12 protein-coding genes and 1 pseudogene are annotated in these 15,670 nt (G+C 54.7%); 8 read left to right on the top strand and 5 right to left on the bottom strand.

The features are described from left to right. The first annotated feature begins 515 nt into the window (after positions 1 to 515). The 6 genes from M0Q23_04960 to M0Q23_04935 all read left to right on the top strand — a co-directional run bounded on the left by M0Q23_04960 (position 516) and on the right by M0Q23_04935 (position 6,256). Positions 516 to 809: a hypothetical protein gene (locus M0Q23_04960; GenBank protein MCK9527990.1), complete on the top strand. Its 294-nt coding sequence runs from the start codon at positions 516 to 518 to the stop codon at positions 807 to 809. Next, positions 809 to 2,479: a hypothetical protein gene (locus tag M0Q23_04955; GenBank protein ID MCK9527989.1), complete on the top strand. Its 1,671-nt coding sequence runs from the start codon at positions 809 to 811 to the stop codon at positions 2,477 to 2,479. The genes M0Q23_04960 and M0Q23_04955 overlap by 1 nt, the downstream gene beginning before the upstream one ends. A 174-nt stretch (positions 2,480 to 2,653) precedes the next feature. Further along, positions 2,654 to 3,208 carry a hypothetical protein gene (locus tag M0Q23_04950; GenBank protein ID MCK9527988.1) on the top strand — a complete coding sequence of 185 codons (555 nt, stop codon included), beginning with the start codon at positions 2,654 to 2,656 and terminating at the stop codon, positions 3,206 to 3,208. Between the two features lie 355 nt (positions 3,209 to 3,563). Continuing rightward, a complete protein-coding gene (locus M0Q23_04945) occupies positions 3,564 to 3,857 on the top strand; it encodes a hypothetical protein (GenBank protein MCK9527987.1) in 294 nt (97 codons plus the stop codon). Further along, positions 3,857 to 5,527, top strand: a complete 1,671-nt coding sequence (locus M0Q23_04940; GenBank protein ID MCK9527986.1) for a hypothetical protein — start codon at positions 3,857 to 3,859, stop codon at positions 5,525 to 5,527. The genes M0Q23_04945 and M0Q23_04940 overlap by 1 nt, the downstream gene beginning before the upstream one ends. A 174-nt stretch (positions 5,528 to 5,701) precedes the next feature. After that, positions 5,702 to 6,256 carry a hypothetical protein gene (locus M0Q23_04935; protein MCK9527985.1) on the top strand — a complete coding sequence of 185 codons (555 nt, stop codon included), beginning with the start codon at positions 5,702 to 5,704 and terminating at the stop codon, positions 6,254 to 6,256. Between the two features lie 7 nt (positions 6,257 to 6,263). Here the strand turns inward: M0Q23_04935 and M0Q23_04930 are convergent, their stop codons facing one another. The 4 genes from M0Q23_04930 to M0Q23_04915 all read right to left on the bottom strand — a co-directional run bounded on the left by M0Q23_04930 (position 6,264) and on the right by M0Q23_04915 (position 11,641). Next, a complete protein-coding gene (locus M0Q23_04930; protein ID MCK9527984.1) occupies positions 6,264 to 8,159 on the bottom strand; it encodes a DUF294 nucleotidyltransferase-like domain-containing protein in 1,896 nt (631 codons plus the stop codon). 67 nt (positions 8,160 to 8,226) lie between these two features. Next, complete coding sequence (locus M0Q23_04925; protein MCK9527983.1) at positions 8,227 to 8,427, bottom strand: hypothetical protein; 201 nt, start codon at positions 8,425 to 8,427, stop codon at positions 8,227 to 8,229. After that, positions 8,408 to 10,618 carry an exonuclease domain-containing protein gene (locus tag M0Q23_04920; protein MCK9527982.1) on the bottom strand — a complete coding sequence of 737 codons (2,211 nt, stop codon included), beginning with the start codon at positions 10,616 to 10,618 and terminating at the stop codon, positions 8,408 to 8,410. The genes M0Q23_04925 and M0Q23_04920 overlap by 20 nt, the downstream gene beginning before the upstream one ends. 186 nt (positions 10,619 to 10,804) lie before the next feature. Further along, positions 10,805 to 11,641 (bottom strand): lysophospholipase, encoded by an 837-nt coding sequence (locus M0Q23_04915; GenBank protein ID MCK9527981.1) that lies wholly within the window; start codon positions 11,639 to 11,641, stop codon positions 10,805 to 10,807. A gap of 946 nt (positions 11,642 to 12,587) precedes the next feature. On the opposite strand from M0Q23_04915, the pseudogene M0Q23_04910 reads away from it, so the two are divergent. After that, positions 12,588 to 13,235: pseudogene (locus M0Q23_04910) on the top strand (gamma-glutamylcyclotransferase). Positions 13,236 to 13,469: 234 nt separating this feature from the next. Beyond that, complete coding sequence (locus M0Q23_04905) at positions 13,470 to 14,468, top strand: YhdH/YhfP family quinone oxidoreductase (GenBank protein ID MCK9527980.1); 999 nt, start codon at positions 13,470 to 13,472, stop codon at positions 14,466 to 14,468. A 187-nt stretch (positions 14,469 to 14,655) separates the two neighbouring features. Here M0Q23_04905 and M0Q23_04900 read toward each other — a convergent pair whose 3' ends face one another. Continuing rightward, positions 14,656 to 15,633, bottom strand: coding sequence for a carbohydrate kinase family protein (locus tag M0Q23_04900; GenBank protein ID MCK9527979.1), 978 nt, complete (start codon positions 15,631 to 15,633; stop codon positions 14,656 to 14,658). Between the last annotated feature and the right edge of the window lie 37 nt (positions 15,634 to 15,670).

Genomic DNA, 15,670 nt, shown 5'->3' with positions numbered 1-15,670 from the left:
CCCGGTGTGCCGCCGCATACAAACGGCGGCACACCGGTATATCGCCCCATCCCCTCCTCACAGCACACGCGCTGCCGCACTGATGAACCTGCGCCGGTACCGACATTCAAATGTTTTTTGCATGACGATCTCAAGAAACTCCCGATTTAACGGGATAATTGTGGTTACAACCACAATCTGACACAAGATCCACGCACGTTTGCATTATACAATACAGCTACTATCCTTGTCAATAGGGTTTTTCAGAATATCTCATTGTCGTTTTCTCTTGACATTCCTGCAAAAAGTAGGTACCTGACTCATGGTTTACGCGATATTACATGAGAAAACAGCATAGCACCAGTAAATACCCTTAATTTTTTCACATTATTAAAAGCAGCATCAACCTTAATCGCGTGAACTGTCCCTGAAAAATAAAAAAGAAAGGGGGGATCCACACCGGAAGAAACGCAGGACAACACATCGGTTCAGGGTCAACTTAGTGATTTTTATTATCAGTAAGGAGGGTTTCACTAATGACGGAAGAACAGTCAAAAGCTGTAGAGCAGAATTATGCTCTCTACAGGAGAGAACTTTTCGTTGTCGTTGCAAGCAGTGTATTCATAATGCTCGTCGGCATGGGAGTCCTTTTCATGCTTCCCTTCCCCGGATTGCTTGAAGTGTACATCTGGGGCTATCCTTTCCCCTTCTGGTATCAGATGACAATCGCCTATGTCGGAGTCATTCTCTTCGTCTGGTGGATCGTCACGATCCTCGCGAAGCTTGACACCGAAAAAGGGAAGGCCAGGGCTGAAAGGGAGGTGTCATAATGGTAGGAGGACTAGGATTTGAACGAGAGGGATTGTTTATCCCCGGTATTGCCACCATTATCATTCTGATAGCCATATTTATCTTAACCGGTTACCTGGCCCAGCGGGCCACCAAGAGCAGCGGCGACTACTACATGGCCGGCGCCTCCATCGGGCCGGTAGTGAACGCCTTCGCCGTCACGTCATCGTACCTGAGTCTGGCCACCTTTATCGGCTTTACGGCCTTTGTCTGGGGCATCCAGTCGCTTCTGACGATCATGTCCCAGTGCTGGATGATCGGCTACGCCGTCATGATTATCTCCTTTTCCGGCCCTCTTCGCCGCCTCGGCGTGTACACGGCGGCGGGCTACGTGGCCGAGCGGTTTCAGACCCACGCCGGGAGAATGGTCTCGGTTATCTTCATGATCATCATCATGATCATGTACGCCGTCAGCCAGATGAAGGGAATCGCCCACGTTTTCGAAATCATCCTGGGCCTTTCCTACGTACCGTCCCTTTTCATCGGCGGTATCGTCGTCGTCGCCTACGTTACGTTCGGAGGCATGTACGGTGTTACCTGGAACCAGGCCTTCCAGGGGTTCCTCTGCGTCGTATGTATGTTGCTGCCCGTCATGGCCATCGTGAAGGCCGTGGGCGGCTCCGCCTGGATCATCCCCTTCTGGGGATACGGCAACCTGACGCCTGCCATGCTCGAGGCGTTTCCGAACTTCTTCAAGATTTTCTACCTGGCAAGCCCGAAGTGGTATATCGGCTGCCTCTTCTCCATGACCTTCGGTACCATGTCGGTACCTCACTACCTGTCCCGTGTCGCCTCGGCGAGGACCATCGCCGAAGGCCGCAAGGGCTTCCTCCTGGGGCTCTTCTTCATCGGTCTGGTTAACGTGCTGACCTTTGCCTCGGGTTTCGCGGGTGTTTACTACACCCAGTCCTTCAATATCGACGTCGCGGCCGTTGCCGCCGACAAGCTGCTCTTCATCCTCTCCGATGTCTATGTCGGCAACTGGGCACTGGCGGTAGCACTGGCCGGCGGTATCGCCGCGGGCATGTCCACCGTCGCCGGCTCTCTCATGGTCATCGGTACCGGTATCGCCCACGACATCATCGGCGGTTTCAAGGAACTGACGGAGCAGCAGAAGCGGGTACTGGCGCCCATTGTCATGTTCATTTCCGGTATCGCCATTATCTTCACCACCATCAATCCGCCCACCTTCGCCCTGGCGAGTGTTATCTGGGCCATTGCCGTTTCCGCCTCGACTTTCACGGCGCCGCTCATCATGGGTGTCTGGTGGAAGGGGGCCAACAAATACGGCGTCGTCTGCGGCATGCTGGTCGGCGGCATCATGGGCATGATCTTCAACATCCAGTTCGCCCATCCGTCCTTCACCTGGAGTCCCACGCTCGCCAAGCCGCCCTATGGACCGATTCCCTTCCCGGGCGTCATCTCGGTGCCCATATCCTTCGTGGTGCTCATCTTCGTATCCATGATCACCAACAGGATACCGGCCTTGGCGAACAACATACCCAGGGAAAAGACGGACATGATGATCGAACGCATGCACGGCTGGCCGGAACACTCCATCAGGAAGGACAGCACGCGGTATACCGGCGATGTGGGACCCGCCATCATCGGTCTCATCATGCTGGCCCTGTTCCTTTTTGCTGTGATATAGCGGTATGATCATGGCATATAACCTGTAGTCTCATCCATCCGGGGGGAACCGCCGTTGCGGTTCCCCCCGCTATGGAATCCGGATATCGTCGCACCCTTCCGCGGCGGCCGGCACCGCTTCGAGGGCGCATAAACCGCATACATTCAAGGCCCGCAAGAAAGGTACGAACCATCCATGAACTGGCTGTGGTACATTATCGCCATCGAAGGCAAGCTCGCCGACAAAATAAGAAACAACCAGCCATCCATCCTCTCACCGATCATCGTCTTCTGGTCGGCAATGCTGTTCGGCTTTACAAAAGTCCACTACAGCATCATTGCCGTCGCCCAGGAAGGTACCAACGTCAATATCGTGGAAGGACTCTTCTATGTCGTCTTCGCCTACATGCTGACAATCGGATCACAACTGGGCCTTACCATGCTCACCTGGTCCATGGCCAAACCCTTCGGATCAAAAGCGCGGTTCATGCAGTTCTTCATCAACGTAGGCTACACGTTCCTGCCCTACGGAGGACTGCTGGCCCTCCACACCTACCGGCTCGAAATGGGAATGACCCTGGCTGAAGCCCCTTTGCTGGCAGTCCTCATGCTGGCACTCTTCCTGTACTTCCTCTATCTGGTGGTACGGGTGGTGGGACTGACGGCAGGATTCACCTTGGCGCGGGCGACAACCTGCGTCGCCGCCATATGCGTGTTCGTGGGAAGCTTCGTCTATCTCTTCGGATACTGATCACCGATCACTTCCAAAAATCAAACACCGGCTTGCTCCGGGATCGAGCGATCCCGGCAAAGGCCCCCATGTATTTTGTGTCGGAATTTCAGGTTGACATTGGGCTGACAAAAAGCTACATTTGCTTCTATCCAGGGGGAATACATTCTTCAAACAACTAAATAGATGAACGCAGGTGCCGGATTGCTGTGGAACGGCAGGCCTTACAAGTGAGTTGAATGGCAATCAGCGGAGAGGTGCGCGCTCCTCTGAAAATAACGTAGAAAGGAGGTTGAATGGCATAGAAGTATAATCGGATGCAATGCGCATTCAGGGGGATGATGTTTACAACATCACAATAGAGGAGGGATATAGAATGACAGAAGAACAGTCAAAAGCTGTAGAGCAGAATTATGCTCTCTACAGGAGAGAACTTTTCGTTGTCGTTGCAAGCAGTGTATTCATAATGCTCGTCGGCATGGGAGTCCTTTTCATGCTTCCCTTCCCCGGATTGCTTGAAGTGTACATCTGGGGCTATCCTTTCCCCTTCTGGTATCAGATGACAATCGCCTATGTCGGAGTCATTCTCTTCGTCTGGTGGATCGTCACGATCCTCGCGAAGCTTGACACCGAAAAAGGGAAGGCCAGGGCTGAAAGGGAGGTGTCATAATGGTAGGAGGACTAGGATTTGAACGAGAGGGATTGTTTATCCCCGGTATTGCCACCATTATCATTCTGATAGCCATATTTATCTTAACCGGTTACCTGGCCCAGCGGGCCACCAAGAGCAGCGGCGACTACTACATGGCCGGCGCCTCCATCGGGCCGGTAGTGAACGCCTTCGCCGTCACGTCATCGTACCTGAGTCTGGCCACCTTTATCGGCTTTACGGCCTTTGTCTGGGGCATCCAGTCGCTTCTGACGATCATGTCCCAGTGCTGGATGATCGGCTACGCCGTCATGATTATCTCCTTTTCCGGCCCTCTTCGCCGCCTCGGCGTGTACACGGCGGCGGGCTACGTGGCCGAGCGGTTTCAGACCCACGCCGGGAGAATGGTCTCGGTTATCTTCATGATCATCATCATGATCATGTACGCCGTCAGCCAGATGAAGGGAATCGCCCACGTTTTCGAAATCATCCTGGGCCTTTCCTACGTACCGTCCCTTTTCATCGGCGGTATCGTCGTCGTCGCCTACGTTACGTTCGGAGGCATGTACGGTGTTACCTGGAACCAGGCCTTCCAGGGGTTCCTCTGCGTCGTATGTATGTTGCTGCCCGTCATGGCCATCGTGAAGGCCGTGGGCGGCTCCGCCTGGATCATCCCCTTCTGGGGATACGGCAACCTGACGCCTGCCATGCTCGAGGCGTTTCCGAACTTCTTCAAGATTTTCTACCTGGCAAGCCCGAAGTGGTATATCGGCTGCCTCTTCTCCATGACCTTCGGTACCATGTCGGTACCTCACTACCTGTCCCGTGTCGCCTCGGCGAGGACCATCGCCGAAGGCCGCAAGGGCTTCCTCCTGGGGCTCTTCTTCATCGGTCTGGTTAACGTGCTGACCTTTGCCTCGGGTTTCGCGGGTGTTTACTACACCCAGTCCTTCAATATCGACGTCGCGGCCGTTGCCGCCGACAAGCTGCTCTTCATCCTCTCCGATGTCTATGTCGGCAACTGGGCACTGGCGGTAGCACTGGCCGGCGGTATCGCCGCGGGCATGTCCACCGTCGCCGGCTCTCTCATGGTCATCGGTACCGGTATCGCCCACGACATCATCGGCGGTTTCAAGGAACTGACGGAGCAGCAGAAGCGGGTACTGGCGCCCATTGTCATGTTCATTTCCGGTATCGCCATTATCTTCACCACCATCAATCCGCCCACCTTCGCCCTGGCGAGTGTTATCTGGGCCATTGCCGTTTCCGCCTCGACTTTCACGGCGCCGCTCATCATGGGTGTCTGGTGGAAGGGGGCCAACAAATACGGCGTCGTCTGCGGCATGCTGGTCGGCGGCATCATGGGCATGATCTTCAACATCCAGTTCGCCCATCCGTCCTTCACCTGGAGTCCCACGCTCGCCAAGCCGCCCTATGGACCGATTCCCTTCCCGGGCGTCATCTCGGTGCCCATATCCTTCGTGGTGCTCATCTTCGTATCCATGATCACCAACAGGATACCGGCCTTGGCGAACAACATACCCAGGGAAAAGACGGACATGATGATCGAACGCATGCACGGCTGGCCGGAACACTCCATCAGGAAGGACAGCACGCGGTATACCGGCGATGTGGGACCCGCCATCATCGGTCTCATCATGCTGGCCCTGTTCCTTTTTGCTGTGATATAGCGGTATGATCATGGCATATAACCTGTAGTCTCATCCATCCGGGGGGAACCGCCGTTGCGGTTCCCCCCGCTATGGAATCCGGATATCGTCGCACCCTTCCGCGGCGGCCGGCACCGCTTCGAGGGCGCATAAACCGCATACATTCAAGGCCCGCAAGAAAGGTACGAACCATCCATGAACTGGCTGTGGTACATTATCGCCATCGAAGGCAAGCTCGCCGACAAAATAAGAAACAACCAGCCATCCATCCTCTCACCGATCATCGTCTTCTGGTCGGCAATGCTGTTCGGCTTTACAAAAGTCCACTACAGCATCATTGCCGTCGCCCAGGAAGGTACCAACGTCAATATCGTGGAAGGACTCTTCTATGTCGTCTTCGCCTACATGCTGACAATCGGATCACAACTGGGCCTTACCATGCTCACCTGGTCCATGGCCAAACCCTTCGGATCAAAAGCGCGGTTCATGCAGTTCTTCATCAACGTAGGCTACACGTTCCTGCCCTACGGAGGACTGCTGGCCCTCCACACCTACCGGCTCGAAATGGGAATGACCCTGGCTGAAGCCCCTTTGCTGGCAGTCCTCATGCTGGCACTCTTCCTGTACTTCCTCTATCTGGTGGTACGGGTGGTGGGACTGACGGCGGGATTCACCTTGGCGCGGGCGACAACCTGCGTCGCCGCCATATGCGTGTTCGTGGGAAGCTTCGTCTACCTCTTCGGATACTGATCACCGATCACTTCCAAAAATCAAACACCAGCTTGCTCTGGTATCGCTCGATCCGCTTGAATATTGCCCTCAGCGTTGAACGGTCGAGCCTCGGCAGCTTGTTCGGAGTGATGTAATTATCAGGTTCCGCGTTTTCCTCCATTATGGCTGTCAGCTGACGTTCAAGCCGCAACCGCATGAGGAAGCTGTATGCCTGCTGAAAATCCTGGTAGTCTTCCCAGGAAAGTCCTTTTTTCAGATAGAGCTGGTACATTCTTTCGAGGGTGTTTGTTTCCGCAATTCTGTTCTTCAGGGCATAGACCCGCGTATAGTTGACGATGGTGATCATAGGTACCTTTACATCGATGACGCCGTGACGTCCGTCTTTCGTTTCCACCATAAAGGACCCGAAGAGGCCAAGCGGCGGTTTACGCTCCACCGTGGTTTCCGCCAGGTAACGGAAAAAATTGGGATGAGCGTCGAAGGATCGAAACATGTAATCCCTTAAATCATCGATAATCTCCGTGTCACCATAGCCGGTACGAAAATCGAAGAAAATGCTGGATTGAAGCAGTCCTTCCGGTTCCGCTGTTCCAATCCATGTGGAGAAGTAGTGTTTCCAGACTGAAAGCGGCTGGCACCATTGCGGGTTTTTTGCCATTATGCCGCCGTTACAGAAGGTATATCCCGCCTCGTTGAGCCAGTTGCACACCTTTTCTCCGAATGCAAGAAAATAGGCCATCACGTCCTTTGAGCGCTCCCTGGAAACGTCCTCGAACACGATGGCATTGTCCTGGTCTGTTTTCAGTGTCTGTTCCCGCCTCCCCTCGCTACCGACGATCATAAAGGCGAACCTGGCCGGCGGCGGACCCAGTTCATCAATGGCAAAACCGGCAAGCCGGTTCAGGATAGCGTCGGATATGACCGATACCATCCTAGCAACATTCATTACCTTGGCCCCACTCTTGATAAGACCATGGATCAACCCGGGAACCCGGCTGTGCTTGCCCCTGATTTCATCGAAACTGTGTGCTCCGTTGATTTCCCTGAGCAGGAAAAAAGGCGACCGGCTGTGGGCTTCAAGAATATCCCGGCTGGTGATGATTCCGATCACCCCTCCGCTGTCATCGGTTACCCCGAGATGCTTGAGATTTTTCAACATCATGACCGTGAGCGCGTCCGACAGGGGAGCTTTCGCCGGAATGGTCTCAAGGGGTGAGGACATGATTTGCGATGCCGTCGCTCCCATGTCGCAGGCGCCATGGACGATTATCTTGTCCCTCAGGTCCCGGTCGGTTATGATTCCCACGAAATCGCCCTCGGGCTCCCGAAGGAGGATGGAGCTGCACTGATGTTGAGCCATATTCGCGGCAGCTTCTTTAACGGACACCGTTGTTCCACACCATACGAGATTTTTTGTGAATATGTTCTCCACATTCTGGTTGAATATCTGGGGAGGCCCATCATCAGCGTGACGAAGACTGCTTACGACGGCCGTTGCAAAAGACTTGTCCACCATGAACTTGCCCAATTGGTCGGTGAAAAAATCAGCAATCTCCTGGTGCCGCGAATACAGATCGAGAAATACATCTTTTGGAAGCAGGTAAAAATCCGTATCCTCTATCGTCTTAAAGGTGGCAATGGACATGCCGCCGCGGAGCAGCATGGAAATGGCTCCGAACAGGCCTTTCTCATGATAGAGCAGGTGGAGAAAATCTTGATCTTTTTCACGGTAGTACCGCTCGACCAGCCCCTTCCTGACCAGGTACACATGTTCAACGACATTCTGTCCCTGGATGAGGAGTACCGTTTCCCGGGGATGGGTCACCTCGATGAGTTGATCGGCCACCGGTGTGAGCCCCTCTTCCGAAAGAAACGTAAAGGGTTGAATGCTCGACAAAAACGAATAGGCATCACTGCTCATAGTCCCCTCCTTGACCACAAGACATCTGGAAAACTGAGGATACGGCCCAGCGCAGCATCCGGACTTGTTACGAAGCCGTCAATACTTGACGGTCCCGTAAAAAGTCGAAAAACATCTGGTTGAGGATGGCTTCGTAAAAAGCTCCGCAGGCAAGGCGCGCAAATCCTGAGGAATGAGGCGTACTTAGTGGTACGCCGCAGTGACGAAGGATGAAGCGCAACGCAGCATCCGGACTTTTTACGAAGCCATCAATACTTGATTCGGGCATAAAACGTCCTTTCAGAAGCCATCCGGGCTTCTCCCAGGGTACGGATACCCATCTGCGAAAGAAGCGGGACCAGCTTGAGGAATATTTCTCCTGTCGCGAGGGCGTCTCCCAGGGCGGTATGCCTGCCCACAATGCTGACGCCCAGACGTGCCGCTATTGCCTCCAGCGTATGCTCTTCCTGGGCCGGATGGACGACGGCCGAAAGCAGGAGCGTGTCCAGAACGGGGTTGATAAATGTTATCCCCGATGACTCTTCTTTCATCTGCAGCATGCACATGTCAAAGGCCGCGTTGTGGGCCACGAGAATACTGTCTTCCACAAACCGGTGGAACAATGGAAGCACGTCATCGATCGCCGGCTGGCTCTCGAGCATCTCGGGCTGAATGCCATGGACCTCGACGGATTTTTGCCAGAAATACCGTCTGGGATTGACCAGCTGATCGAATACTTCTTCGCGGAGGAGTCGCCCGTTGACAATCCTCACGGCTCCCAGAGAAATAATTTCGTCTCCCACCTGCGGAAACAATCCCGTTGTTTCCGTATCAAACACGGTATAGGTCAGTTCGGCCAGCAACCGGTTGTCCAACTCGGGCGTCTGTCCGGGCTGGTTGAAGAGATCGAAATCGTAAAACTCCGGCCGGCTGGGAAGCACGACCGATGTCTTCCGAAGCGTGTCCGGTTCGGGCGTTTCAACATCCGGCAGAGACAGGCGAAAGGCCGACCGGTCTCTGGTCGGTTCATACGAACGGGGCCATAACCCCAGGTCATCTCCTGCCGCCTGCTTCCAGGTCGCCGGCCACATCTTCGCACCGTGGAGCTTGATAACCTCCCTCAACGTAGAAGGAATGCCTTCCCTGCCCACGACGACCACTTCGCTTTCCCACTCACGCAGGGTCTGTATCTTCAGGGGTTTTCCCTTCCATATGAGATCGATGTTCGTGAACTTCCCTCCCCGTTCGAGTTTGCATGTAAAGGTATCAACATTGGTCTCCAGTTGCAACCGGTTCAGGATGAAAAGAACCGCAAGAAGAAAAGAATAACAGTCTATCTTGATCCAGTTCTGCTCCTCGGAAGGAATAATTTTTACGGTCATGCCGAAATTTTCCTCGGCTTGTTGTCTTATAATGGTCAGCAGATCTTTGCCGAGCATACGGACAAGGGGACGCATTGTGCTGACATGCCCTGAATAATCCAGGGCCGCCTCATCGAGGACGGCTCCGGATTCCAGGATTTCCCGGTGAATCATTTTCTTGAACCCTTCCCGCTGCAGATGATCCATCTCGGGTTGATCGAGAATGGCTTCGATGGCCGTTCGAATTCTCTTCATGGAATCCCGGACACCCTGCGTCAGCGATTGCAGAAGGAAGCTCAACCGGGTGTCGGTTTCGATCTGTTTTATGATGTCTTGTATGATAAGGACAAAACCGGTCAGCTCTCCCCCGTGGTTCAGCACGGGGACCGCTTCGACACGAAGAAGCCGGTGCCCGTTGCCGACGGCAATGAAATGCGCGGTTACCCTGGATTCCGCGCGTTCCAGCTTTCCAGCTATTTCGTCGAGAGCCTGGACAACGAGGGTCTTGTCGATCAGGCCGAAAACAGACCTGCCCAGGCCGATATACCCGCTTTCACGTTTCCATGGCCCGTTGCAGGGTTCCAGGAGGGAACTGTTATTTTTTTCTTCACCCTCGAAGTACCGCCGGGCCTGCTTATTGTAGAGAAGGATCTGTCCTTCGGCATTACAGATGAATATGCCTTCGGGCAACTCCGCCACGATGGCCGCAAGAATGCTCTTCTCCTCTTCGGCCCTTGCCATGGCATGCTGTATCTGGTGCCATATGTCCGACTTCAGTTCCTCGTACCGCTGGGCCATGTCGTTGATGGCCTTCACCAGATGCTTCACCTCGTTGCCGCCTCTGATGTTGATACGATGGGAGGGATTGGCCGACGTGACGATACGGGCCTCCTCGGCAAGCTTTCTCAGGGGCCTGATGTAACGGTGGATTATGACGGATGTAACCACTGACAGACTGAGGAGAATCAGGAACATCGCCCCGAGGATCAGAAACTCAAAGCTCCGTTCGTCAAGGGGTATGTGGCCGCGGAAGATAACGGCAGTGACGATCAGCAGGAACAGCAACGCTCCCAGGGCGGCAAAGACATACCACCATGATTTCCAATATCTGCTGTACAAATGAAACCGCTCGCGCATTCCACAATCACCGATGTGTCATACCGTTGACTGCACACCATCAACGAAAGGCGGAAAGAACGTCCCGATCGGCACCATCATTCAGAGGCGCTTAATGAAGAATCAAGCGAAAAGGATCGTAATGGATGTGTTTTTTCATGTCAAGGACATAAGCGGATACGAGTCCCGTCAACGCATCGCCAGCCAGCGTTCCACCTCTTTCATTATTTCTTCGTATTCGGGTTCATTGAAGACCTCATGATAGAGACCGTCGTAGAGTTTCAGTCTCTTGTCCGTCGTTCCCGCCTTCTCATAGAGCGTCCGGGCTCCTTCGGGTGATACCATCCTGTCGGCACTGCCCTGCAGAATCAGGAGGGGCGTGGCGATCGCGGAAGCCTGCGATGCCACCCGCTGCATGGCTCGATACATTTCAGTCCCCAGGCGGGCCGTTATCTTCCCCCGGTACACCAGCGGGTCATGCCGGTAGGCGTAGACAACGGCGTTGTCACGGCTTATGCCGTCGGAATCGAGCTCCATTATTCCGATTTTCGGGAACAGGTTTGACAGAACCATGGCCGCAAGAACGGCGAAGGACGACATCCTTTCGGGAATCTTCACGGCGGGCGCGGAGAGAATGGCCCCGGCCATATCTTCCGGATTCTCGATGAGGTAGATGACGGCTATGAGTCCTCCCATGCTGTGGCCCACCAGGTACACCGGCTTCCCCGGGTGCCACTGGCGGATCATGCGGAACAACGCGTTTAGGGGCCTGATGAAGTCGTCGAAGCGTTCCACAAACACCCGGGTACCGTCCGATTTGCCGTGACCGATGTGGTCCGGTCCGTACAGGGCATATCCCCGGGGAGCGAAATGATTGACCAGGTTACCGTACCGGCCGCTGTGCTCTGCCAGGCCATGGACGATCAACAGCACCGCTCTCGGCTCGTCATCGGGAAGCCATGATCGATAGTAAATATTCTGTCCCTTGTGGCTTTTGAATGTATCCGCGCCTGTTCTCATATCCATGGTTCTCCCCTGGAAGCCCTCCCGCGGGGGGGCTCACGGTGTGGTTGAAATGGAAAAAGCCTGAAAATTATATGCAAAGGACCTCCGGTATAGCGAAGGACAATATCTTTAAAAACTTACGATTTTGTCATTATGGCCATTCCTTTCCGTCCGTGCGATCGTTCCTTTCCGTTCTTTGGACGGCCTTTTCCGTCATTCCGCCACTCCTTCTGTCATTTCGACCGCCCCTTCCGTCATTTCGACCGCCCCCTCCGTCATTTCGACCGAAGGGAGAAACCTTTCACGATGACACCGGTAAAGAACAGTTTCCCGCCTCGATGCTCATCGCAATGACACAATTCAAAAACCTCGGGACGGAAGTTCTCTCCCATGCCCTGAAAAAGTGGGCGGCAGGAAACTCCTGAACGGGACATTCCATCATGAGATAGTACACGGGATTCGATGTGCATGCAAACATCTGTTACTATCCCTTACTATCGCGTACAATGTCGAGAACCGTCATCACTGATACGATGAAAAAAGACACATGAAAAATTCCCTGTTGACAGGCCGTCATCACTGGTAAAGAATCGGTCTATATACAAGGTGGTCACTCCGGACATGAGAAAATCTTCCAGTGGCCCGTACCGAGGTGATACGGATTGATATGGAAGACATGACGGGCACGCATCATGCAAAACAGAGCTGAAGAGGCCGGTTGACGGATTCCGCGGATGCGGTGAAAAACAGCATCCCCTGATGATGCCTGTCCACGAGGAAGAGAGCACACGATGAAGATTTTTGTCTATGGAACACTGCTGCGAGGTTTGGACCGGCATCCGGCTCTGGCGGGGGCACCCTTCCAGGGACACGGGATTGTTGAGGGCATACTCCACGACCTGGGAGACTATCCGCCCTCGTCGAGGGTGATGGTACCGTTCACGGAGAGGTCTTCGAGGCGGACGATGCCATTCTGCGGGTGCTCGACGCCATCGAAGGGAATCATCCCGGCCGGGATACAGCCTCCCTGTTCAGGCGGCGGGACGTGCGGGCGACACTCATGCATGACGGATCCATCGTCACGGTACAGGCTTATTTCTTTCATGGTGATTGTGAGCGGAGCCGGATCATCGAATGTGGGGAATACCGCAGGTACCTGGCTGAAGCCGTTTCCCCCGAGCAATGGTACATTGCCTTTGCCTCCAACATGAGCACCGGGCGGCTTGAGAAAAGAATCCCGATTCCGGGCACCATTGAAAAGGGCTATCTCGAAGGATACCGGCTGATGTTCAACAAGAAGGCCGACGGGGGAGGTGTTTACGCAAACATTGCCTGGGCGGGGGCCGGGTATCGATGCCCCTTTACGGCCTGTGTGATCACCAGGGATCTTCTCAGCCTGCTCGACGGTTTCGAGGGGGGACCAGCCCATTACGCGCGCATTGTGGTACCTTTTTCATTCACGCCCTCGGGCCCTCAGCACATGGGGCACCTGTACATGGCCGACCCGAAGAAATTGACAGAAAACGGCACGCCCTCCGCAGGCTACCTGAAGTACATTTATGACGGCTACGAAGAACACGGCTTTGACACGAAGGATCTGCCGAAACCACGATGAGCGCCCGATGAGTCTGTTATACCCATGGTTTTCCCCGGCATGCGCGCGCATCCTGAAGAATGAGGTCTCCTGCGGGGTAGCGCTGCAGCGGCGGAGGACAGGGTAAAACGTGCGGATTATAGCAGGTGAAGCCCCCGGCCATGTCAAAGGAAGTCTCTTTTTGCCTTCCTTTGAATCTTGTGTTACACAGGAAGGAACAATTTTAAACAGGCTTCGACAGGCAGGAGGTACACCGTGACTGAAAAAACCTACAAGGCCCTTATGGTTGAGGAAACAGGCGATAAGACGTATGAAAGAAAGCTCACCGATCTCCCGCTGGACCGGCTTCCCGCCGGAGATGTCCTGGTCAGAGTTCTGTATTCTTCACTTAACTACAAAGACGTTCTTTCCGCGACGGGCAACAAGGGAGTGACCCGGAACTACCCCCACACCCCCGGCATCGATGCCGCCGGCGTTGTTGAGGAAAGCACGAACCCGAACTTCAAGGCCGGTGACGAGGTCATCGTAACCAGTTACGATCTGGGAATGAACACTTCGGGAGGTTTCGGACAGTATATCCGCGTTCCCGCCGAGTGGGTGGTGAGACTCCCCGAACATCTTTCTCTCAGGGAAAGCATGGTATACGGCACGGCGGGATTCACGGCCGCGCTCTCGGTCTACCGCCTGATGGACTACGGCCTCACGCCGGACCAGGGCGAGGTACTGGTGACAGGCGCCACGGGAGGCGTGGGAAGTATAGCCGTTTCAATCCTTTCGAAAATCGGATTCACCGTAACAGCCGTAAACGGCATTGTTGATGAAGCAGACTATCTCAGGGAAATAGGAGCGCGATCGGTCATCGGCATCGAAGAGGCGACCGACACAAGTGGCCGTCCCATGCTCACGGCTCGATGGGCGGGCTGCGTCGATACCGTGGGAGGGTCCATCCTGGCCTCGGCGATACGTTCGACCGCTCCCGGCGGAGGCGTTACCTGCTGCGGCAACGTACTCTCACCGGAGCTCCCCATTACGGTATTCCCTTTCATCCTGCGGGGCATCACGCTCATGGGGATCGATTCCCAGAACTGCCCCATGCCCGCCCGCCAGAAAACATGGGACATGATTGCCGGCGAATGGAAAATCCCCTGGCTTGACCGAATCACCTCGGAAACGACGCTTCAGGGTCTCGACGAGCGCATCGACATGATGCTTTCGGGGAAACATAAAGGCAGAACCATCGTCAGCCTGTGGTAGGGGGTGTCGCCGACGGGGGCCTTAAAAAAAAGGGAGGGTGAGAATCCGTCTTCTCACCCTCCCCTCTCATCGCTATGTGACGATGACCCGCCCTTCCCCGGTGCCGCTCCCCTGTCTCGCTGCGGTGCTTCCCCGGACAGCGTGACCCGGCGGACGCTCCACGCGACGCGCGGCAGGTTGTGAGGTGTTACACGGCACGGGAGGCCATGGCATCTTCCCGATGCCATTTGAAAGAATGCCCGGAATAACAGCGCGAAAATCGTTCGCTGAACTCATGGGGAGTAAAGCTGTATTCCTGGGTGCCATAGCTTTCCACCGCGAAGGAGGAGCACACGCTTCCCACCAGGGCCGATTCCTCGAGAGTTTTCCCCCGCAGCAGACCGCAGAGCAAACCGCCCCGATAGGCATCACCGGCACCCGTGGGATCTTCTACCACCCTCGGCTCAGCGGCGGGAATCTTGACGTCGCTGTCCTTCGTGGAAACCAGCGATCCCGCCTTTCCCAAGGTGGTGATTATACTCCCCGCTTTTTCCAGCAGGGATTCTTTTTTCAGCCCCGTTCTGGTCATAACCAGATCGAGTTCGTAATCATTGCAAATCAGTACACGACACCCTTCCAGTGCCCGGACCAGCTCCTCCGCACCCCACATCGGCAGCGATTGTCCCGGGTCGAACACATAGGCTATTCCCCGTTCCCTGCAGGCCCGCGGATAGTTCATCATGTCTTCCTTATTTCCCGGGGACACGATGACAAGCGTTTCCAGGGGATCGAACGCGTCGAAGTTCAGGCGGGAAGAATGCTTCATGGCGCCGGGATTGAACCCCGTGATCTGGTTATCCGTCAGATCGGTGGTAATATAGGCACCGGCCGTGAATTCATCTTCGATTATCCTGATGTTTTCCGTCGAAATACCGCTTTTCGCCAATCGCCCGAAATATCGATGGTAGTCATGACCGATAGTGGCGGAGATGATCGGTCGTTCACCCATAAGGGAGAGCGCGTAAGCGATATTGCCTGCCGTACCCCCCACGTTTTCCTTCATCCCGTTAACTTGGAAACACACATTGAGCATGTGGACTTTTTCCGGCAGGATGTGGTCGGAAAAGAATCCCTCAAACACCATTATCCTGTCATATGCCAGCGATCCGGAGACAATAACGTTCATCCTGTTGAACCTTCCCGATAGAGTGGAGTATAGAATC

This window comes from Syntrophales bacterium (genome assembly GCA_023228425.1).
In the GTDB taxonomy this organism is placed as follows: Bacteria; Desulfobacterota; Syntrophia; order Syntrophales; family UBA2210; genus MLS-D.
This window is presented reverse-complemented; position numbering and strand designations above follow the sequence as displayed.

Bases quoted from the DNA above. Each gene is read 5' to 3' on its own strand.
- M0Q23_04925 (MCK9527983.1), bottom strand. From the start codon at position 8,427: ATGCCCGAATCAAGTATTGATGGCTTCGTAAAAAGTCCGGATGCTGCG.
- M0Q23_04945 (MCK9527987.1), top strand. From the start codon at position 3,564: ATGACAGAAGAACAGTCAAAAGCTGTAGAGCAGAATTATGCTCTCTAC.
- M0Q23_04930 (MCK9527984.1), bottom strand. From the start codon at position 8,159: ATGAGCAGTGATGCCTATTCGTTTTTGTCGAGCATTCAACCCTTTACG.
- M0Q23_04935 (MCK9527985.1), top strand. From the start codon at position 5,702: ATGAACTGGCTGTGGTACATTATCGCCATCGAAGGCAAGCTCGCCGAC.
- M0Q23_04900 (MCK9527979.1), bottom strand. From the start codon at position 15,633: ATGAACGTTATTGTCTCCGGATCGCTGGCATATGACAGGATAATGGTG.
- M0Q23_04940 (MCK9527986.1), top strand. From the start codon at position 3,857: ATGGTAGGAGGACTAGGATTTGAACGAGAGGGATTGTTTATCCCCGGT.
- M0Q23_04950 (MCK9527988.1), top strand. From the start codon at position 2,654: ATGAACTGGCTGTGGTACATTATCGCCATCGAAGGCAAGCTCGCCGAC.
- M0Q23_04960 (MCK9527990.1), top strand. From the start codon at position 516: ATGACGGAAGAACAGTCAAAAGCTGTAGAGCAGAATTATGCTCTCTAC.
- M0Q23_04915 (MCK9527981.1), bottom strand. From the start codon at position 11,641: ATGGATATGAGAACAGGCGCGGATACATTCAAAAGCCACAAGGGACAG.
- M0Q23_04955 (MCK9527989.1), top strand. From the start codon at position 809: ATGGTAGGAGGACTAGGATTTGAACGAGAGGGATTGTTTATCCCCGGT.